Source organism: Actinopolymorpha cephalotaxi (genome assembly GCF_013408535.1).
Classification (GTDB): Bacteria; Actinomycetota; Actinomycetes; order Propionibacteriales; family Actinopolymorphaceae; genus Actinopolymorpha; species Actinopolymorpha cephalotaxi.
The window spans coordinates 2,064,875-2,085,589 of sequence record NZ_JACBZA010000001.1 but is presented as its reverse complement, the minus strand read 5'-3'; the positions used below and the strand labels follow the sequence as shown (position 1 = coordinate 2,085,589).

15 protein-coding genes are annotated in these 20,715 nt (G+C 70.8%); 3 read left to right on the top strand and 12 right to left on the bottom strand.

What is annotated here, in order from left to right:
* Together FHR37_RS31430 and FHR37_RS09250 are read right to left on the bottom strand one after the other, a co-directional pair.
* Positions 1 to 2,922, bottom strand: coding sequence for an MFS transporter (locus FHR37_RS31430; RefSeq protein WP_237768801.1), 2,922 nt, complete (start codon positions 2,920 to 2,922; stop codon positions 1 to 3).
* The gene (locus tag FHR37_RS09250) at positions 2,919 to 3,449 is read right to left on the bottom strand and encodes a MarR family winged helix-turn-helix transcriptional regulator (protein ID WP_175542527.1); all 531 of its coding nucleotides are present in this window, start codon (positions 3,447 to 3,449) and stop codon (positions 2,919 to 2,921) included. Before FHR37_RS09250 ends, FHR37_RS31430 begins: the two co-directional genes overlap by 4 nt.
* Positions 3,450 to 3,592: 143 nt before the next feature.
* Here FHR37_RS09250 and FHR37_RS09245 point away from each other — a divergent pair, with 143 nt between their 5' ends.
* Positions 3,593 to 4,054 (top strand): ASCH domain-containing protein, encoded by a 462-nt coding sequence (locus FHR37_RS09245; protein ID WP_092883785.1) that lies wholly within the window; start codon positions 3,593 to 3,595, stop codon positions 4,052 to 4,054.
* Positions 4,055 to 4,206: 152 nt separating this feature from the next.
* On the opposite strand, the gene FHR37_RS09240 is transcribed toward FHR37_RS09245, so the two are convergent.
* From FHR37_RS09240 to FHR37_RS09225, 4 genes are all read right to left on the bottom strand, one after another.
* Complete coding sequence (locus tag FHR37_RS09240; RefSeq protein WP_237768800.1) at positions 4,207 to 4,668, bottom strand: MarR family winged helix-turn-helix transcriptional regulator; 462 nt, start codon at positions 4,666 to 4,668, stop codon at positions 4,207 to 4,209.
* A gap of 88 nt (positions 4,669 to 4,756) precedes the next feature.
* Positions 4,757 to 4,963 (bottom strand): hypothetical protein, encoded by a 207-nt coding sequence (locus tag FHR37_RS09235; protein ID WP_092883626.1) that lies wholly within the window; start codon positions 4,961 to 4,963, stop codon positions 4,757 to 4,759.
* A 113-nt stretch (positions 4,964 to 5,076) separates the two neighbouring features.
* Positions 5,077 to 6,894 (bottom strand): ABC transporter ATP-binding protein, encoded by a 1,818-nt coding sequence (locus FHR37_RS33030; RefSeq protein WP_092883625.1) that lies wholly within the window; start codon positions 6,892 to 6,894, stop codon positions 5,077 to 5,079.
* The gene (locus tag FHR37_RS09225; RefSeq protein WP_175542526.1) at positions 6,891 to 8,837 is read right to left on the bottom strand and encodes an ABC transporter ATP-binding protein; all 1,947 of its coding nucleotides are present in this window, start codon (positions 8,835 to 8,837) and stop codon (positions 6,891 to 6,893) included. The genes FHR37_RS33030 and FHR37_RS09225 overlap by 4 nt, the downstream gene beginning before the upstream one ends.
* A 144-nt stretch (positions 8,838 to 8,981) precedes the next feature.
* Between FHR37_RS09225 and FHR37_RS09220 the strand changes: the two genes are divergently transcribed.
* Positions 8,982 to 9,155 (top strand): DUF3099 domain-containing protein, encoded by a 174-nt coding sequence (locus tag FHR37_RS09220; RefSeq protein ID WP_092883623.1) that lies wholly within the window; start codon positions 8,982 to 8,984, stop codon positions 9,153 to 9,155.
* Between the two features lie 72 nt (positions 9,156 to 9,227).
* Here the strand turns inward: FHR37_RS09220 and FHR37_RS09215 are convergent, their stop codons facing one another.
* Genes FHR37_RS09215 through FHR37_RS09195 form a run of 5 tightly spaced genes read right to left on the bottom strand, consistent with a single transcriptional unit; the run spans position 9,228 to position 15,574 of the window.
* A complete protein-coding gene (locus FHR37_RS09215; RefSeq protein WP_092883622.1) occupies positions 9,228 to 11,729 on the bottom strand; it encodes a GH116 family glycosyl-hydrolase in 2,502 nt (833 codons plus the stop codon).
* Positions 11,726 to 12,490, bottom strand: coding sequence for a hypothetical protein (locus tag FHR37_RS09210; protein ID WP_139238967.1), 765 nt, complete (start codon positions 12,488 to 12,490; stop codon positions 11,726 to 11,728). Before FHR37_RS09210 ends, FHR37_RS09215 begins: the two co-directional genes overlap by 4 nt.
* 14 nt (positions 12,491 to 12,504) lie before the next feature.
* A complete protein-coding gene (locus FHR37_RS09205) occupies positions 12,505 to 13,389 on the bottom strand; it encodes a carbohydrate ABC transporter permease (protein ID WP_092883620.1) in 885 nt (294 codons plus the stop codon).
* On the bottom strand, positions 13,386 to 14,330 hold the full coding sequence (locus tag FHR37_RS09200; protein ID WP_092883619.1) for a carbohydrate ABC transporter permease: 945 nt from the start codon (positions 14,328 to 14,330) through the stop codon (positions 13,386 to 13,388). Before FHR37_RS09200 ends, FHR37_RS09205 begins: the two co-directional genes overlap by 4 nt.
* Positions 14,327 to 15,574 carry an ABC transporter substrate-binding protein gene (locus FHR37_RS09195; RefSeq protein ID WP_175542525.1) on the bottom strand — a complete coding sequence of 416 codons (1,248 nt, stop codon included), beginning with the start codon at positions 15,572 to 15,574 and terminating at the stop codon, positions 14,327 to 14,329. The genes FHR37_RS09200 and FHR37_RS09195 overlap by 4 nt, the downstream gene beginning before the upstream one ends.
* A 207-nt stretch (positions 15,575 to 15,781) precedes the next feature.
* Between FHR37_RS09195 and FHR37_RS09190 the strand changes: the two genes are divergently transcribed.
* On the top strand, positions 15,782 to 16,564 hold the full coding sequence (locus FHR37_RS09190) for a 2-phosphosulfolactate phosphatase (RefSeq protein WP_092883783.1): 783 nt from the start codon (positions 15,782 to 15,784) through the stop codon (positions 16,562 to 16,564).
* A gap of 3 nt (positions 16,565 to 16,567) precedes the next feature.
* Here FHR37_RS09190 and hrpA read toward each other — a convergent pair whose 3' ends face one another.
* Positions 16,568 to 20,674 (bottom strand): ATP-dependent RNA helicase HrpA, encoded by a 4,107-nt coding sequence (gene hrpA / locus FHR37_RS09185; protein ID WP_092883617.1) that lies wholly within the window; start codon positions 20,672 to 20,674, stop codon positions 16,568 to 16,570.
* Between the last annotated feature and the right edge of the window lie 41 nt (positions 20,675 to 20,715).

Here is a 20,715-nt window from a genome sequence, read left to right as displayed (position 1 = left end):
TCACACCTCCGGGTGGCCCAGCTCGACGTCGTGTGCGCCGACGTCGCCGCCGCCGAGCCGTACCGAGCTGGTCACCGCCGGGTAGCCGGTGGCCACGACGGTGTAGTCGCCGGCCGCGAGGTCGTCGAGAGCGTAGCCGCCGTTGTCGTCGGTGAAGACGGTGCGTACGACGTCACCGTTCCCGTCGAGCAGCATGACCCGCGCGTCCCGCAGCGGCCGGCCGTACCGGTCGCGCGCGGTCCCCCGCAGGGCGGCCTTGGCGACAAGCTCGACGTCACGCCGGGTCTCGCCGAGCTCGGCCACGCTGACCGGCAGCGCCACCGGCTGGTAGCCCTCGGCCCGCACCGCGAGGGTGTACGCCGCCGCACCCAGGTCGTCGAACCGGAAGCCGCCGTCGGCGCCGGCGATCCGGGAGGCGACCACCTCACCACATGCGTCGGTGAGCACCGCGACCGCCTCGGCGACCGGGAGCCCGTCCTCGGCCGAGCGCACCTCGCCGACCAGCCCGCTGACCCCGGACAGTTCGACGTCGACGGTGACCGGCGTCTGCCCGACCGAGACCGTCGAGGCGCGCGGCTCGCTGGCCGGTGCCGACGCGATCAGGACGTACGTTCCGCCCGGGTCGGCGGCGAGTTGGTACCGGCCGTCGGAACCGCTGGACGTACGCCCGACCTGGTGGCCGCCGAGGTTGATCAGTGTCAATGCCGCATTGACGACGGGGGTTCCGTCCGCGCGCCGGACGACACCGACGACCGCGGCGGACTGCCCGGCCGGCCGGCCTCCGGAGGCGCCGGAGTCGTCGCCCCCGGGACCGCCGTTGCCGAAACCACCGTTACCGTCGCCACCACCACCGAATCCGTTGCCGCTGTCGGCGTTGTCACCGCCCTGGTCGTTGCCGCGGCCGTACCCGGTCTCGCTCCCACCGGTCCCCTCCGGCGAGCGGGCCAGGTGAGCGGGCGGGAAAGCGCCGGGTCGTACGGACGAAGCGGGCCGGCCGTTCTCGGAGCGGCCGTTCTCGGGACGGCCGTTGTCGGATCGGCCGTTGTCCAGCCGGTGCGCGCCGTTGGCGTGCCACTCCCGGCGCGGACCGCCGACGCCGACGAGGGAGTCCAGGTCCCGCTCCGAGACGGTCTTGCCACCCGCGCCGTCGGCGTCCATGCCTGCCCAGTCGGCGGCATCGGCCGCGAGGCGGGAGCCGGCGGAGGCGGGATGGCCGTTGCCGTTGCGGATGCCGACCGGCTCCAGGCTCTCGTTCGCCCGCACCGGCACCGGCACCCGGTCGGTCTCCTCGACCTGCGTGGTCTGCGCGCCCTGCGAGGCCTCCACCTCCTGCGCGCCCTGAGCTCCTTCGGCAGCGAGTCGCTCGGCCTCCAGGGTCTGCTGGATGCCGCTCTTCGTACCGAGCGGGATCTCCTTGATGCACAGGATCGCGATCAGCGCGATCACCGCGATCGGCGCGGCCACCATGAAGATGTCGGCGACACCCTGGCCGTACGCCTTCTCCACCAGCTCGCGCACCGGCGGCGGCAGCTTCGACACCTCCGGCACCGCGTCGCCGCCGGGAGCCGCCTTGATGCCGAGCCGGGCCAGGCCGGAGGCGATGTCGGAGGTCACCTGGTGGGCGAGGACGGCGCCGAGCGCGGCCACGCCGATCGCACCGCCCATGCTCCGGAAGAATGCCACGCCCGCGCTGGCCGCGCCCATCTCCCTGATGGAGATGGTGTTCTGCACCGCGAGGACGAGGTTCTGCATCACCATGCCGACGCCGAGACCGAGGAGCAGCAGCGAGACGCTGATCCGGGTGAAGCTGGTGTGGTAGTCGATCGTGCCCATCGCCACCGATCCGGCGATCAGGAGTACGCCACCGAGCACCATCCAGCGCTTCCACCGGCCGGTGCGGGTGATGATCTGCCCGATCACGGTGCCGGCGACGAGGCTGCCGACCGCCATCGGGATGCTGATCAGACCGGCGACCGTGGGCGACTTGCCCCGGGCGATCTGCATGTACTGGCTGAGGAACACCGACGTGCCGAACATCGTCACGCCGACCGCGACGCTGGCGATGACGGCGAACACGAAGGTGCGGTTGCGGAAGAGCCACAGCGGCAGGATGGGTTCCTTCGCCCGGTGCTCGGCCACGATGGCGAGGATCAGCACCACGACGGCCCCGCCCACCATGACCGCGGTGGTCGTGGAGGCCCAGTCGAACTGGTTGCCGGCCAGCGTGACCCAGATCAGCAGAGTCGCCACGCCGGCGCTGAGCAGGACCGCGCCCACGTAGTCGATGCTCACCTCGCGACGGATGCGCGGCAGGTGCAGGGTCTTCTGCAGTACGGCAAGGGCGATCACGGCGAACGGCACACCCACGTAGAACGTCGAACGCCAGCCCAGCGGGGAGTCGGTGAGGACACCGCCGATGAGCGGTCCGGCGACCGTGCCAACCGCCATCGTCGCGCCGAGGAAGCCCATGTAGCGGCCGCGGTCGCGGGGGCTGATGATGTCGGCCAGGATGACCTGCGACAGCGCGGTGAGGCCACCGGCGCCCAGGCCCTGCAGGACCCGCAGGCCGATCAGCTCGCCGACGTTCTGCGACAGGCCGGCCAGCGCGGAGCCGACGACGAACACGACCAGCGCGATCTGCACCAGAAGCTTGCGGCTGAACAGGTCGGCGAGCTTGCCCCAGATCGGCGTACTGATCGTCATCGACAGCAGGGACGCGGTGACGACCCAGGTGAACGCGGACTGGCTGCCGCCGAGCTCGCTGACGATGCGCGGCAGTGCCGTGGAGACCACGGTGGAGGACAGGATCGTGACGAGCATGCCGAGGAGGAGGCCGGACAGCGCCTCCAGGACCTGCCGGTGCGTCATCCCCTCGGACGCGGGAGCTGCGGGAGCAGCTGCCGGAGCGGTCTGGGTCGTCATGAGAGTGCGTCAACTCCTGTGCGGTGCTGCTGGTGGTTCGGGTGGTCGGGCTCGGCGCGGACCGCGGTGTCGGCGCCGGGTGAGGGCTCGAGCCGGCTCAGGCCGAGGTCGGCTCGCAACCTGCGCAGCTGCGCGGTCAGGGTGGCGACGTCCCCGCCCTGCCACTCGTGCAGTGCGGACTCGAAGTGGTCGACCACGTCCGCGCGAACGGACGCCAGCTCCTGCCGTCCCGCCTCGGTGACGAACACCAGGTGCGCTCTGCCGTCGGCGGGATCCGCCCGGCGGCCCACGTATCCGTGCGCCTCCAACTGGGCGAGCTGCCTGCTGGCGACCGACACGTCGACCATCAGCGCCTCGGCGAGGTGGCTCACCCTCGCGTCACCGGACGTCGCCAGCGTGGCCAGCACGCTGAGCGCGCCGAAGTGACAGCGCTTGCTCGCCGCCAGCCGGGAGATGTCCTTGCGGATGAGTATCACGTCGTGAATCGCTCGGATGAGTTCCTCGAGCTGGGTGCGGGTCACATCCATGTTCACCCCCATCGTTGCCCCGGGCAACTATATGCCCATTAGCTGCCCTAAGCAACCATCTTGGTGGACGCGTTGTTCCGGTCCGGCGACGGACGGCACGGGTGGCTACCGGTCCGCGCGCCGGAGTCGTAGGGTCCTTGTTCGTGACGACCGACCAGGGCGCGCCGCACGAGCCGGTGGATCTGTCCGGACTGCCCCGGGCCCTCTTCGCCTTCCCCGGACCGCTGCGTGACCGGCTGGTCGCGGCGATCCTGGACGGCGCGAAGACCACGACCACCAGCCTGCTGACGGAGTACGAACGCGCCCGCGAGCCGCTGCCGGCCGTCGGCGACCGGTCGGTCGTGATCGACTCCGCGGACCGCCCGGTGGCGGTGATCGAGACGACCGACGTCCAGGTGGTTCCGCTGGAGGACGTGGACGAGGAGCACGCCGCCGACGAGGGCGAGGGGCACACCACCGTCGAGGCCTGGCGGGCCGACCACGAGGACTTCTGGCACAGCGAGCAGGCTCGCGAGGCACTCGGCGACCCGGACTTCACCGTGAGCGACTCCACCCCCGTGGTGCTCGAACGGTTCGAGGTGGCCGCCGACCTGCGGTCGCGGTGACGGCAGCGGACAGACGCGCGGGATCCGCCCGGCCATCCCTCGGAGGCGCCCTGTCGACGCGGTGGGTCAACGTGGTGGGTCAACGCGGTGTCAACGCGGCGTTGCGCGCTGTCAGCTCGCGGCTTACTCGAGCCGCAAGCCCCGCTTGCGGCTCAGACCTGTTGGTCGTTGAACCGGTGCAGCAGCCGGCCGAGTGTCCCCAGGTCCTCGCGCGGCCAGGAGTCCAGGGATGCGCGCAACCGGGCCCTGCGGGCCTCCTGGGCCTCGACCAGCCGCGCCGAGCCCTCGTCGGTGAGCCGTAACGTCACCGCGCGACGGTCGTCGGGATCCTCGACGCGTTCCACGAAACCGAGGCGTTCCAGCAACCCGACCTGGCGGCTGATGGTGGGCTTGCCCACCCCGAAGAACGCGGCGATGTCGGTCATGCGGGCGCCGCCGGTCTGCTGGAGGTTGAACAGGATGCCGTACGCCGCGGCGCCGAGGTCGGGATGCAGCTCACGGGCGATGGTCCCCGAGGTCGACCGGGCGCGGCGCAACAACACCGCGAGCTCGCGTTCGACCGCCTCGACCGGATCACCTGGATCGATTGGATCGACCGGATCGTCGGACCCCACCCATGACCTCCCGCACGCACGCGACGACACGCCCACCCGAGCGCGGGACGTAGTGGCGACCACCGTAGACGGGCGGATGCGAAAACGCTCAGCGGAAGTGCTGCGGGCAGTAGAACGAGTCGGAGTCGTGATCCCAGACCCAGCCCTTGTGGTCGGTGAGATACATCCGCACCTGGCGGGGAGACCCGACCCACAACCCGTGGTCGTCCGGCCGGAACACCATGCTGGTCTGGCACTCGTCGCAGGACACCATGGTGTGGTAGCCAGCCTGTTCGTCGCCACGAATTCGAATCATCGCCGGACGATACTACTCATACCCTGCCGAATCGGAACCCCGGCCACCGCTTTGGTCTGGCCGAGCCACGTCCGCCACTGTCGGCGCGATGTTCGGGGCGGCTCCGCGAGCGGTCAGCGGTAGCGCCCCGCCTGCATCTCGAACATCGCGGCGTACCTCCCGTCGAGCGCCAGCAGGTCGGTGTGACTGCCCGCCTCCACCACGACACCGTTCTCGAGGACGAGGATCTGGTCGGCCATCCGGACCGTGGAGAAGCGGTGGCTGACGAGCACTCCGGTCCGCCCGGCAAGCAGCGTACGGAAGGTGTCGAACAACCGGCGCTCGGCGTCCACGTCGAGTGCGGCAGTCGGCTCGTCCAGCACCACCAGGGCCGCGTCCCGCAGCAGACCGCGTGCGGTGGCGAGCTTCTGCCACTGCCCGCCGGACAGGTCGACGCCACCGTCGAACGTCCGGATGAGCGGGGTGTCGTAGTCGTCGGGCAGGGTGGCGACCACGGAGTCCGCACCGGCCGCCCGCGCCGCCGCGCGGATCTGCTCGGGCGTGGCCGTCGCGTCGCCGGCCCCGACCGCGATGTTCTCACCGGCGGTGAGCGCGAAGCGGGCGAAGTCCTGGAAGACACCGCCGGTCGAGGCGCGCAGGGACGCGAGGTCGTACGCGGACAGCGGGCGCCCGTCGAGCCGGAGGTACCCGGCGGTGGGGTCGTACATCGTGGTGAGCAACTTGACCAGGGTGCTCTTGCCCGCCCCGTTGTCGCCCACCACCGCGGTGACCGTGCCGGCGGGCAAGGCGGCGTTGACACCGCGCAGGATCGGCTCGCTTCCGGCGGATGCGTTCGGATACGTGAACGCGACGTCGGTGAAGTCCACACCCTCGTGGTGCCGGGCCGGCGCGGGCAGACCGGCGGCGGCCGGCGGCAGCGCGATGCCCGGCGCGGCGGCGTCGGTGAACGCGAACAACTGCCGCAGGTACAGGCCCAGCTCGAACACCATGCCGGGTGACATCGACAGGCCGAACAGCCCCGCCTCCAACTGCACCACCGCGTTGACGTACAGCGCGACGTCGCCGACGGCGAGCCGGCCCGCACCGGCCTGGTGCGCGACGTACCAGAACCCGCCGGCCAGGGCGAGCGCGTGCAGGAGGCCGAACCCCGCCGACACGGCGAGGTGACGTAGCCGCAACCGGCGCACCTCGCCGTACGCCGCCCTGAAGAGCCGCTGGTAGCGACGCAGGAACCACTCGCCCAGCCCGAACACCCTTACCTCCTTGGCGCCGTCGGCGGAGGTGGTGAGGCGTACGCAGTAGTCCATCTCCCGCGCCGGGCGGGACTGGTCGGCCATCGTCTGCCACTGCTGCCAGCTCATCCTCCGGTACGCCACCAGGTGGGGTACGACCGACACCGCCAGCGCAACGGCGACCCACGGGGACAGTCCGGCGACGAGCAGCAGCAGGCCGAGCACCGTCACACCCTGGCCGGCGGTCTGCTGGGTGAGGATCCCGAACCGGGACACCCACGAGGCCGAGGAGGTGGCCCGCTGCGCCTCGTCGTGGAAGGCCGGTCGTTCGATCCTGGTGAGGTCGACCAGCCGGCCGCCCGCGTCCAGGACGTGCCGGTCGACAGCACCGAGCGCGTGCGCGTCCAGGGAGGAGTCGAGGGACTGGCGTACCGGCACGAGCAGCGCGGGCAACACCAGCGTCAGCGCGTAACCGGCGGCCAGCAGGGTGATCGTGGCCGGTCCGCCGCCCTGGCCCAGTCCGTCGACGACCTCGCCGAGCAGCCACGGCTGCAGTACGGGCAGCAGGCTGGTCGTGGCGAGAAGGGCGAGGGTGCCGGCGGCCAGGCCGGGCCGGTGGGCGTAGGCCAGGCGCGCGCCCCGTGCGTACAGCACGGCGGTCGACCGCACGCGCCCCGCGAGTCCCCGCACGGCGCTCACCGCCGTTCCCCGCTCGGGACTTCTAAGTCCTCGAAGTCGTCGAGGTACTGCGCCGCCTGGGTACGGTACATCCGCGCGTACTCCCCTTCCGCCGCCATCAGCTCCGCGTGGGTTCCGTCCTCGATCACCCGCCCGGCCGCCAGCACCACGATCCGGTCGGCCATCCGCACGGTGGAGAACCGGTGGCTCACCAGTACCGCGGTCCGCCCTTTCGTCAGCTGGGCAAAGCGTTCGAAGATGCCGTACTCGGTCCGGGTGTCCAGGGACGCGGTCGGCTCGTCCAGTACGAGCACCTGGCAGTCGCGGGCGAACGCCCGTGCCAGGGCGAGCTTCTGCCACTCCCCGCCGGACAGCTCACGGCCGCCGAACCGCACACCCACCTCGGTGTCGAGCCCGTCCGGCAACCGCTCCAGCAGGTCCGCGGCACCCGCGCGTTCGGCGGCGGCCAGCAGGCGTGCGCGGTCCCCGCCCTGGTCCAGTGCCGCCAGGTCACCGAAGCCGATGTTGTCCGCGGCGGTGAACTCGTAGCGTACGAAGTCCTGGAACAGCACGCCCAGCTCACGGCGCAGATCGGCCAGGTCGTAGTCGCGCAGGTCGCGCCCGTCCAGCAGGATCCGCCCGGCGGTCGGGTCGTACAGGCGCAACAACAGCTTGACGATGGTCGTCTTGCCGGATCCGTTCGGCCCGACCAGTGCGCAACTCTCCCCCGGCGCCAGGTGCAGCGAAAGACCTGCCAGCACGGGCTCGTCGCGGCCCGGGTATCCGAAATGCACGTCCTCGAAGACGATCCCGGTCCGGATCGGCCGTGGCGCCGGCAACGGATCGGGTGCCTCCGGCAGGTCCGGCGGCGCGTTCAGCACCCGGTCCAGGCTGGGCAGGAACGCGAACACCATGGGCAGGAAGCCGAGGTAGAAACCCAGCGAGGTGACCGTGGACAGCACGGCGGCGGACGTGCCGCCGTAGAGAACGAGGTCGCCGACACTTCCCCGGCCGGTGGCGACCTGCCAGGTGGCGTAGCCGAACACCGCCCCGACGGCGGTGCCGGCGAGCCCCGCGCTCAGGCACATCGGCGGGGTGAGCCGCCACCGCAGCCGGTCGAGGTCGCCGACCGAGCCGGCGAACGCCTCGTCGTAACGACGCCGGAAGTACCCGCCCAGTCCGAACAACCGGACGTCGCCGGCCTCGGCCGTGCTCACCATGACATCCCTGCTGTACCTGAGCGTTCGCGCCTGGGGCGTGAGCGCGTACAGCCTGCTGCCGGTGGTGTTCTGGAAGTCGAACTGCCGTGCCAGCAGGGGTACGCACGCCGCGACCAGCGCGACCGGAACGAGGACGTGCAGCCGGACCAGGGGTACGCACAACGCCACCAGCGTGGCGACCGTCGTCACCGCGCGGGTGCCGTAGGCCATCACCTCCAGACCGGACCGGGCCGCTTGGCTGCTCACGCGTTCCAGGTCGTCGGCGAAGTCCGGATCCTCGAACCTCGCCAGGCCCTGCCAGCGGTTCGCGGCCCGGACGAGTTCGCCGGTGACGAAGCCGACCAGCCGGTCACCGACCAGGCTCTGGCACGTACGTGAGAACGGTTCCAGCAGCGTGCCGAGCGCCAGCGTCGCCGCCATCGCGGCGATCCAGCCCGCCAACGGCACGGCACTCCCGGGCCCTCCGAGGTGCGCCGCGGGCGTGGTCCGCGCGACGGCGTTGACGACCTCGCGGGCGAGCAGCAGTTGCACCGGCGTCGACGCGGCCTGGGCGCACAACAGCAGCACCGTGCCGAGGAGCGCTTTCGGGCTTGCCCGCCAGGCCAGAGCGGTCGCCAGCCGGCCGAGCCGGAGAATGTCCACGAGCCGCCCGCGGATGCCGCCGGCGCCGGTGGTCGAGGTGGTCGAGGTGGTGGACGTGGTCGACTTGGTAGAGGTGGTTCCTGGCTTACGGTCAGCGCCCATGAGCCCCCTGTCGTCGCAAACCGGGCCAGTATGTGCCGGGTTTGCGGCGAACGGAACGCTTCGGCGGCGCATCCGGCCGATGGTGGGCGAGTGTGCGCCGACCTGTTCCGGAAGGCCGGCGGCGTGTGCCATGCTTGACCAACGATGGGACGCAGAAAGACCTACCTTCTCCTGATGGGCAGCTGCGTCGGTCTGTTCGTTCTCGCCTGGACGGTCGTCCGGCACTTCTCGCTCACGGCGGCCGTGGTGATGTCCGTGGTGGCCGCGCTGATGCCGCCGCTGGCCGCGATCATCGCCAACTCCCGCCGCGAGCCGTAACCGGCGGACCCGGCCGGCTCCTCCTCGCCGACGACGCGCCCGCTCCGACGACGGGCGCGCGCCACCGCTCGTTCAGCAGCCGACGTTCCAGACCTCGCCGGCGCGAAGAACCCCCTTGTGGGGTTGGTACGTACGACCGGCGACCTCCAGCGCCTTCAGCGGCAGTTCGCCTCCCACCACCCGGAGCAGGCCCGGTCCGTCGCCGGTGCTCGGCTCCCAGGTGCCGAACGCCGAACCTGTCGACCAGAACGCAGGTCCGGACGCGCGTCGCTCGCCCACTGTCAGGACCTGGTTGACACCGGAGTAACCGATGGCGTTCCAGGTCGCGAACGCCGACCACCCGGCCATCGCCCGCGCGTAGTGGTGCCCGCACTCGGCCTCGTCGAACGGGTTGCGCCTGCGTCCGTCATACCGCGCCCGGATCGCGTCCACGATCTCCAGGGCCCGCTCGGTTTCACCGACCTGCAGGAGCCCGGTGGCCGCGGTGTACTCGAAGCCCGTCATCACCTCGCCGAAGTACGGGAAGGGCCGCGCCGGACGCCGGTCGTCGTCGTAGGTGCACATCAGCACGGCCGCCTCGTCCCCGAGGACGAAGCTGCGCATCGGGTTGAAGTGGTGCGCGAACCCGCGGCGGAAGTTGCGCCTGTGCACGGCGAGCAGCGCGGACCGGACGTGGTCGTCGTCGAGGAGCGCGCCGAGGCCGGTCAGCGTCGCGGCGTACTGGCCCACCAGCTGGTCGACCAGGCACCCGTCGGCCAGCTGCAAGTCCGGGTTGACAGTGTTCGCGGACCCCATGCTGCGGTGCCGCAGGCCCTCGGCGATCTGGTCCGGGTCGGCGACCGGGCGCACCTCGTGCCGGTAGTAGTCGCCGTTGAAGAGGTGCTCGTCCAGCCAGGCCGACCCGCTCGTGAACAACGCGTGGCAGCGGTCGGCGAAGTCCGGCTCCCCGACGGCCCGGGCCAGCTCCTCCGCCGCCCGCAGCGCCGCGAGGTACCACGACCCCATCTGCGGATTGGGCCCGTAGTACTCCACGTCCATCGTGTTGTGCTGGACGCCTTCCATCACGCCGTCCTGGTCGGCATCCCAACCGCCGGGTATCCAGCAGAACTCCAGGCTGCGCCGTGCCGCCGGCCACAGCGTACGCAGCAGGTCGTGATCCCCGCTGAGCTTCCAGTCCAGGTAGAGGTGCACCAGGCACGCCGTCTGACCGTCCGCCGCAGCGAGCCCCCAGACCCGCGAGGCCTCCACCGGAAGGCCGGCGCGGAAGCTCATCAGGCCCGACTCGTCGGTGCAACGGGCGTACTGCGTGGTCCGGAACGACCGCGCGACCGGCGCGAACAGCAACGACGTGGCGAACTCGTACCCCCACACGTGCGTGCACGTGCCGTGGCAGCTGCCTACCCGGTCACCGACTCCCTCCCAGCCGTAGTAGTCGCCGGCGGCGGACTGGAACACGGTCGGGCTGCGCAACGTGCTGAGGTTGAACAGCGCCGCCTCCCGCAGCGCGACCGGCGCGTCGGTGCCGACCACCGCGTGCACCGCGTCGATGGTCACGCGCTCGAGTTCGGACAGCCGCTCGGCCACCATGAGGGCGGTCGCCCAGGAGTCCGGGTGGGCGAGGGAGTAGGCATTGCCGATCACGGCGTCGCCGTACTCGCCCAGGTGTGTTCCGGAACCGCTCCAGGCGCGACGGTTCGGGAAGTTCCAGGTGAGCAGGTACGTGACGTCGGTCGTCTCCCCCGCGGGGACGTCCACCATCGCGGCCAGCGAGGCCACCGGACGCTCGGTCCGCGACTCCCGTTCCTCCAGCACGCCGTCGTCGGTGAGGTCGTCCCAGAAGTCCAGCAGCGAGCCACCCCAGGACAGGTCCGCCCACCGCGTGCGGTGGCTGACGTGCGCGCCGGCGGGTGCGGCCATCGCCATGGTCAGCTCACCTGCCGCCTCGGCGTCGGCAGGCAGACCCGGCGCGGACATCGTGAGACCGTGAAGCGATCCGGACGAACGCCAGGAGTTCTGGTTGTGCCCGGTCTCGTCCGAGGTGCCGTTGGCTCCGACGAGATTGCTCATCGACATGGCGATCGTGGTGCGCACCGGCTCGTCACCGCGGTTGTGGATCCGGTAGCGCAGCACCGCGACCGGAAGGCTGCTGGTCGCGGTGTCGCCGAACACCAGCGGGTTGAAGCCCTGCACCGTGACCTCGAGCGGGAACGCGTCGTCGCGCAGCCGCACCTGGCCGAACGGATAGGCCGCGTCGAACCCGCACTCGGCGAAGCGAGGCAGACCGTGGTTGGGCGCCGGCGAGCCGAACGCGCCCTCGTACTCCTCGACCGGCAGCGGCCCCTCGGCCACCAGCGTTCGCGCGGAACCGTCTCCGGTGGCAGCTCGGACGGCGACGAACATCACGTCCGGCCGGAACCCCTTGGCGGGACGGTTGCCGAGCTCGAAGGCGCGCAGGTCTCCCCGGCCGCCGAGGCTGATCGTTCCGGTGCCGATGCCACCGAGCGGCAGCGCGATCCGGTCCAGGTGAGCGGCGTCGTAGGAGCGGAGCACCGGCCAGTCGTCGGCAGCAGTCATCGTCGTCTCGTCTCAGGGGCTCGGGAACGAGGGGCATCGGGCAGGCGGCCGAGGCGTGCCCGGCCATGGTCGAGGGTGGCGGTGGCGGCCGCCGCCCACAGCAGCGCGAGCGGGCCGAGGCCGACGAAGCCGAGCGCCAGGCTCACCGACGGCAGGACCGAGCCGAACAGGCCCACCGCGCACAGCGTGCCGAGCACCGGCACCGGACGCCGGGTGACCGCGTAGAGGCCGACCAGCCAGGCCTCCCGGGCCGAACAGGTCGCAGGTGGCCGATCGGCGTACAGCCGGTACGGCAGGGCGACGATCGTGATCGTCGTCGCGATCACCGTCACCGCGGCGCAGGCGGCCGCCGACCCGACTGCCCAGTCCTGTCCGTGGACGGTCCAGGTCCGCACGGCCACCGCGGTCAGTACGGCGGCCGCGACCGGCGGCGCGACCATCGGCAGCGCCGTTCCCAGGTCCCGGCCGAGCTCCCGCGCCAGCCCGCCGACGCCACGGTGGTCACCGGCCAGCAGCACCATCGCCGTCCGCAGCAGTGGCGCGACGGCGAACAGGAAGGCGGCGCCGAGCAGCGTCGTACCGACGGTCCCGAGCACCGGCGCGAGCATCCGGGCCAGGCCGAGTGGCAGCACCGCCAGGACGGAGCCGGCGAGCAGCACCGGCAGGTTGGGCCACAGCAGCGTGGCGGCCCGGCGGAGCGGGTCCGGATGCGGTCCGGGTGCGTCGTCCAGCGCCGGCAAGCCCCGCGACTCCACGGTCATCCGCGACTCCACGTTCAGCCCCGAATGCCGATCGAGGCGACACTCTCGATGAACGCCCGCTGGAACGCGACGAACACGATCAGCGTCGGCACGACGACCATCGTGATCCCGGCGAAGACCACCCCGGCCGGCCCGCCGCCCTGGCCGGCGGAGAGGGTCACCAGGCCGATCGGCAGCGTCATCTTCTCCGGGGTGGACAAGAAGATGAGCGGGCCGAAGTAGTTGTTCCAGGAGGACTCGAAGCCGAGGATGGCCAGCGCCGAGAGCGCCGGGCCGGCCAGCGGAACCATGATCTGGAACAGGATCCGGAGGTGTCCGGCGCCGTCGATCCGCGCGGCCTCGTCCAGTTCCCGCGGGATGGTGTTGAAGTACTGCCGCAGGAAGAAGATCGCGAAGACGTTGATCAGGGCCGGCAGCCACAGCGCGGCCAGGGTGTCCACCAGCTCCAGCCGGCGCATCAGGATGAAGATCGGGATGATCGTCAGCTGACCCGGCACCATCAGCGCGCTGAGCAGCAACAGGAACACCTGGTTGCGGCCGCGGAACTGGATCCGGGAGAAGGAGTACGCGGCCAGCGAGGCGGTGAACAGCGAACCACCCACGCTGATCACCGCGACGACCAGGCTGTTCAGCGCCATCCGCCCGATCGGCATCAGGCCGGCCATATCGGTGAAGCTCTGCAGGCTGAACGGGACCGGCAGCCACCGCGGCGGCAGCTGGAACGCCTCCACCGGTTCGGTCAGGCTGGTGCTGACCATCCAGACCAGTGGCGCCACCATCAGCACGCCGATCACGAACAGCACCACACTGATCGCCAGCCGGCCGACCCGGACCGGGCGCCGCCGGTAGTCGTGGTGGTGGTGGCGTACCGGTGCGAGGCGTTGCCCGGAAGCGCTCATGCGTTGTGCACCCACTTCCGGGAGCCCCAGAACTGCAGCAGCGTGACCAGCATGATCACCACGAACACGGCCAGCGCGATGGTCGATCCGTAGCCGACCTGGAACGCCTGGAACGTCGTCTGGTAGAGGTACATGACCGCGGAGATGGTGGCGTCGTCGGGCCCGCCGCGGGTGATGATCTGGATCGGGTCGAAGATCTGGAACGCGCCGATGAAGGTGATCACCGAGGCGAAGAACATCGTCGGCGACATCAGCGGCAGCGTGATGTGGAAGAACGTCTGGAACCGGTTCGCCCCGTCGCGGCGGGCCGCCTCGACCATCTGTGACGGCACCGTCTGCAGACCGGCCAGCATGATCAGGAACGTGTAGCCGATGGTGTGCCAGAAGTCGATGCCGATGATCGACGGCAGTGCCCAGGCCGGGTCGGTGAACCAGTCCGGCGGATCGATGCTCACCAGCCTGAGGTAGTAGCCGAAGATGCCGAACGTCGGGTCGAGCACGTACTTCCACAGCAGCGCGACCGCGGCCCACGAGATCAGAAAGGGGAAGAAGACCGCCGTACGGACGAAGTAGGAGAGCACCTTGTTGATGCCGCGGTTGACCGCGATCGCCAGCAGCAGCCCGCCGGCGAGGTGGGTGACCACGGAGGCGAGTGCGAAGACGAACGTGTTGCGCAGCGAGTGCAGCAGCAGGCCGTCGTGGATCAACCGGCCGAAGTTGTCCAGGCCCGCGAACCTGGGCGGGGTCAGCAGGTCGTAGGAGAACAGCGACATCGCGAGCCCGGCCACGAACGGCCCGAGGATGAACAGCGTGAACAGCAGCAGGGACGGGGACAGGAAGAGCCAGCCGGCCAGGGTTTCCGCCCGCCCGGTCCCGGCCGGGCGGCGCGCTCTTCCGGAGTCGCGGCGGTCGCTCACCACGGCACCGGTCGCCAGGGTCATCGCAGCAGGTCCTGCAGTTTCGCGTTGGCCTCGGTCAGCGCCGCCTGCGGCTGTTTGGTGCCGCTGATGCCCTGCAGCCAGGCTTCCTCGATCACCTTCTGGCACTCCGCGCCGCGGTCCGGTCCCGGGATCGGCGTCGCGTCCTTGAGCAGTTCGACCAGCAGCTCGGTGTTCTGTGGCGCGTCTTTGAGGAAGTCCGCACCGGTGGCGTCGGAGATCCGGGCGGGTACGGCGCCGCCGCCTCCGGTGGTGATCGCGTCGCCGAACTCCTCCGAGATCAGGTACTTGATCAGAGTCCAGGCGGCGTCCTTGTTCTTCGACTGCTTGAGGATCGGCCAGGCGTCCCACCCGACCGGGGAGCCTACGCCGGCGTTCTTCGGCCAGCGGACCAGTCGTACCTTGTCGACGAACCTGACCCGGCGCAGGTCGTTGGTCGGCCATCTTCCGCCGCCGAACGTGGCCAGCTTGCCCTTGGCCATCAGGGTCGCCGCCTCGAGGTTGCCACCGGGCTTGGGCGCCAGACCGTCGACCACCAGCGACCGGGCGAACGTCAGCGCCTCGACCGCGGCGGGTGAGTCGTACTGCGCGGTCTTCCAGTCCGCACTGAGCGCCGAGGTGTCGTTGTTGGTCAGCCAGGGCATCACGTCGGTGAAGTAGCCCGAGGCGGCCACGCCGAGGAAGGCACCGGTCTTCGCCTTGATCGCCTTGCCCGCGGTCCGGAACTCCTCCCAGGTCCAGGCCTGCGGGACCTCCAGCCCGGCCCTGGCGAACAGGTCGGTGTTCAGGTACATCGCCATCGTGTTGTAGCCGCCCGGCATGAAGTAGGTCTTACCGTCGGGCGAGGCGTACTCCTTCAGCCACTTCCGCAGGTTGGGTGGCGTGTCGGCGTAGTAGGCGTCCACCGCCGCCCTGTCCTTCTGGATATAGGGATCCAGCGGTTCGAGCAGCCGCTTCGAGGCGAAGATCCGCTGCCCCTCGGTCGCGATCTGCACCACGTCCAGCGACTGGCCGCCGGCCAGCCGGGTGGCTACGGTGTTCGCGAAGCCCGCCCACGAGTCGGCGGCGATGCCCTGGGCCTTCAGGGTGATGTTCGGATACTTCTTGCGAAACGTGGTGAAGAGTTTGTCGTACGCCTTCTGCGCGTTCGCGTCGCCGTAGTAGACGAAGGTGACCGTGCCGGAGGTGGCGCCACCCGGCGAGGCGTCCTCCTCCCCACCGCAGCCGGCCAGGACCGAGCCGAACACCGGGACCAGAGCCGCGCCACCGACACGGCCGAGGAAAACTGCGCCGGGAAGAGCTTGGTCGGCCGGGAGGGGCGGGACGTCGATCCATGACGAGTCTCCTCGTACCGAGTAATCGATTTCTCGGGAGGCTAGGAGTGCCCGATCCGAGCTGTCAACGCCGCGGCCGGGGTCGGCCTCGGTGCGCGAAACCTCGTCGAAAGGCCGACAATGCACGGTGAACGCTGGTGGGCGCAGGAGTCGTCCGGAGTACGCCTGGAGTGGGGACCGACCGGGGCGGAACGCCTGGCGGACGGGCGTCCCGGCTGGCTGGTGGTGGTCGACGTGCTGTCCTTCACCACGGCGGTGGACGTCGCCACCGAACGCGGAACGCGGGTGCTGCCGTACCCGTGGCGCGACGAGACGGCCGTCGCGTTCGCCGCCCGGCACCGGGCCGCACTGGCGGTCGGGCGCCGGGAGGTCACCGCCTCCACGCCGTGGTCGCTGTCGCCCGCGGCGCTGCGGGACGCGCCGCTCGTACCCCGGCTCGTGCTCCCCTCCCCCAACGGCTCCACCATCGCCGCCGCCGCGACCGGCCGCGGTACGCGCGTGGTCGCGGCCTGCCTGCGCAACGCGGGTGCCGTCGCGCGGTGGCTGGCCGGCCAGGGTGCGGGCACCCCGGACCAGCCGGTGCTGTTGGTGCCGGCCGGTGAACGCTGGCCGGACACGAGCCTGCGTCCCGCCCTGGAGGACCTGCTCGGAGCCGGCGCGGTCGCCGCGGCCCTGGCCGACCTCGGCGCCGGTCCGCTGTCACCAGAGGCGAACGCCGCAAGGGCGGGTTACCGGGCCATGGATCCAGTCGCCGCGCTTCTGGACTGCTCCTCCGGGCGGGAGCTACGTGCCGGGGGGTTCGCCAAGGATGTGGCCGTCGCCGCCGAGATCGACGCGAGTACGAGCGTTCCGGTGCTGGCCGACGGCGCCTTCGCCGACGCCGCGGCCGACCCCGGCAGCTGAACCTCAGCTGGTGAGCCGGTCGATCGCCTTCAGGATCCGCTTGTCCGAGATCGGGCCGGGGGTGCCCAGGACCTGAGCGAAGTAGCTGACCCGGAGCTCTTCGATCATCCAGCGGATCTCCCGCAGGCCTTCCTCCGCCTGCGCACTGAGCGAGCCGGACACCCGGGCGTCGCGGGAGAGCCGTTCGCGGGCCTGGTCGTAGGCCTCCTGGACCTGCCGCACCGAGCGCATCCGCTCGGCGTCGCGGTGGGGCTCGGCGGCCACCTTGTCCAGCCTGCGGTCGATCGCCCGCAGGTAGCGCACCAGGTCGGTCAGCCGGCGCCAGCCGGTCTCGGTGACGAAACCCGGATACACCAGCCCTGCCAACTGCGCCTTGACATCGGTCAGGGCCGGCAGCAGCACGGGGTTGGACGTACGCCGAAGGCGGGTGTCGAGTTCGTGCGCGACGGACAGCACCTCGGCCGCCCTGGTGACGGTGTCGGCCACCGTGTCGTGCAGGTCGGCGCGTACGGCATCGCGCAGCCGGTCGAAGCCCGCGCGATCGCGCACCGGGCCGCCGTTGTCGGCCATCAGCTTGTCCACCGCACAGGCCAGGCAGTCGTCGAACAGCGCGGCGGCGCTGCCGTGCGGACTGTGGCTCAGGGCGAGTTTCGTCTGGTAGGACTGGCGATCCAGGACGTACTTCACCGGGGACGGCAGGTTGAGCAACAGCAGCCGGCGGGTGCCCGCCCACATCGCCCGCCGGGCGTCCGCCTCGGACTCGAACAACCTGATCGCGGCGGAGTCGCCGGCGTCGGCCAGGGCGGGATAGGCCCGCACGGACAGGCCGGCCCGCTGCTCGGCGAACTCCGCCGGCACCTGGTCGAAGTCCCAGCTGCGGATGTTCGCGCGTTCGACCCCACCGGCCGCCTTGGCCAGGGTGACCTTCAGCTCACCGCGCAGCTTCTCCTTCAGGGCGGCGAGATCCTTGCCCTCACCGAGGGTGCGTCCCCGGCCGTCGAGCACCCGGAAGGTCGGCCTGAGGTGGTCCGGCACCTTCTGCAGGTCCCACGACTCCCTCGGGAGGAGAATGCCGGTGAACTGCCGCAGCGCCGCCTCCAGGCTGTCAAGGAAGGGTTGACGGTGGGGCTGCATGCGTTCCAGCGCGGCGCGGGCGAAGTCCGGTGCGGGTACGAGCGTGCGGCGCAACGGCTTGGGCAGCGTGCGGATCAGTGCGGTGACGAGCTCTCGGCGCAGGCCGGGAATCTGCCAGTCGAAGGTGTCCGAACGCAGCTGGTTCAGGATCGGCAGCGGGATGTGCACCGTGACGCCGTCGGCGTCGGCGCCGGGTTCGAACTGGTAGGTGAGCCGCAGCTTCGCACCCGGCACCTCCCAGACATCCGGATAGTCGGCCTCGTCGACCTGCTCGGCCGACTCGTTCACCAGCATGTCGAGGGAGAAGGTGAGCAGGTCCGGCTCGCGCCGGCGGGTCTTCTTCCACCAGGAGTCGAAGTGCGCCCCCGACACCACATCCCTGCCGACGCGTTCGTCGTAGAAGTCGAACAACGCGTCGTCGTCGACGAGGATGTCGCGCCGCCGGGCACGGTCCTCGAGGTCCTCGACCTCGTCCAGCAACGCGCGGTTGGCGTGGAAGAACTCGTGCCGGGTCTCCCAGTCGCCTTCCACAAGGCCATGCCGGATGAAGAGCTCGCGGGACAGCTCGGCGTCGATCCGGCCGTAGTTGACCACCCGCTGCGCCACCAGCGGCACGCCGTACAACGTCACGCGCTCGTACGCCAGCACCGCGGCCTGCTTCTTGGACCAGTGCGGCTCGCTGTAGTTGCGCTTGACCAGGTGACCGGCCAGGGCCTCCACCCAGGCGGGATCGATCCGGGCCACGATCCGCGCCCACAGGCGGGAGGTCTCCACCAGCTCGGCCGCCATCACCCACTGGGGTGGGTTCTTGAACAGCGCCGAGCCGGGGAAGACCGCGAAGCGCGCGCCCCGGGCGCCGAGGAAGTCGTTGGCCGAGCGCCGGCCCGCGCCCCGGGCGCTCTCCTCCGACTTCTTCTTCTCGCTGTCCTTCAGGCCGATGTGGGACAGCAGCCCGGCCAGCAGGGACTGGTGGATGCGGTCGGAGTCGAGGTTCTCGTTCCGCTTGCCGACTGCCATGCCGAGCGACTTCGCCACCTGACGCAGCTGGCTCTCGATGTCCTGCCACTCCCGCACCCGCAGGTAGTTGAGGAACTCGTTGCGGCACAGCCGGCGGAACTGGTTGGACGACAGGGCGTGCTGCTGCTCGCGCAGGTAGTCCCAGAGGTTGAGGTAGGTGAGGAAGTCGGAGGTCTTGTCCACGAACCGCGCGTGCTGCTGGGTCGCCGCCTCCTCCTTGCCCGTCGGGCGTTCGCGCGGGTCCTGGATGGACAGCGCCGCGGCGATCACCATCACCTCGCGCAGGCAGCCGTTGCGCTCGGCCTCGACCACCATCCGCGCCAGCCGCGGGTCGACCGGCAGCTGCGAGAGCGTACGCCCGACCGGGGTCAGCCGGTTGCCACCGTCGCGGTCACCGCGGCCCCGGGATTTCCGGCCGGCCCGACCACCCTTGCCCGGCCGCTCGTCGTCGGCCGGCTCGACATCCCAGCCCTGCTTGACGTCTGCGTCCGTGGCACCCGCCGCCGCCTCGGCCGGAGCGGTCGCGAGCGCACCGAGCTCCTCCAGCAACTGCACGCCGGCCTTCACGTTGCGGCTGTCCGGCGGGTCGATGAACGGGAACGCCGCCAGGTCGCCCAGCCCCGCCGCCGTCATCGCCAGGATGACCGACGCGAGGTTGGTCCGCAGGATCTCCGGGTCGGTGAACTCCGGCCGGGCGAGGAAGTCGTCCTCGGCGTACAGGCGGATGCAGATGCCGTCCGACGTACGACCGCAACGTCCCTTGCGCTGGTTGGCCGAGGCCTGGGAGATCGCCTCGATCGGCAGCCGCTGCACCTTCAGCCGCTGGCTGTAGCGGGAGATGCGGGCGGTGCCGGGATCGATGACGTACCTGATCCCCGGCACGGTGAGCGAGGTCTCCGCGACGTTGGTGGCGAGGACGATCCGCCGCCCGCTGTGCCGCTGGAAGACCCGGTGCTGCTCGGCCGCCGACAGCCGGGCGTACAGCGGCGCGATCTCGGTCCGCGGGAGGTTCTGCTTCTCCAGCGCGTCGGCGGTGTCCCGGATCTCGCGCTCGCCACTGAGGAACACCAGGATGTCGCCGTCGCCCTCCAGGGACAGCTCGTCGACCGCGTCCAGGATCGCCTGGGTCTGGTCCCGGTCGCGGTCCTCGGCGTCCTCGACGATCGGGCGGTAACGCACTTCCACCGGATAGGTCCGGCCGGACACCTCCACGATCGGCGCGTCGCCGAAGTGCCGGGAGAAGCGCTCGGGGTCGATCGTCGCCGAGGTGATGATCACCTTCAGGTCGGGCCGGCGCGGCAGCAGCTGTTTGACGTAGCCGAGGATGAAGTCGATGTTGAGGCTGCGTTCGTGTGCCTCGTCGATGATGAGGGTGTCGTACTGCCGCAGCATCCGGTCGGACTGGATCTCGGCCAGCAGGATGCCGTCGGTCATCACCTTGACCAGGGTGTTGTCGCCCACCTTGTCGGTGAACCGCACCTTCCAGCCGACCGCCTCACCCAGCGGGGTGTCCAGCTCCTCGGCGATCCGCTCGGCCACCGTCCTGGCCGCCAGCCGCCGGGGCTGGGTGTGGCCGACCAGTCCGCTCACCCCGCGGCCGAGCTCGAGGCACATCTTGGGCAGCTGGGTCGTCTTGCCCGAACCGGTCTCGCCGGCCACGATCACCACCTGGTGGTCGCGGATGGCGGCGAGGATGTCGTCCCGGCGCTGGCTGACCGGCAGCTCCTCGGGGTAGCTGACGGCCGGTACGCCGGCCCGTCGCGCGGCCAGGCGCTGCTCGGCGGCGTCGATGTCGGCGGCGATCCGGTCCAGGACCTCGCCGGAAACCTGCTGGTCACCGCGGCCGCGGCGGTTGCGTACGCCGTCGATGCGGCGCTGCAGCCGGCGCCGGTCGTGGTGCGTCAACTCCGGGAGGCGGGCCTGCAGCTGGGCAAGTGATGATCGCGACGGCGTGTCCATACGGAGGTCAAGGATAGGCAACGCCGCCAACTACGACACCT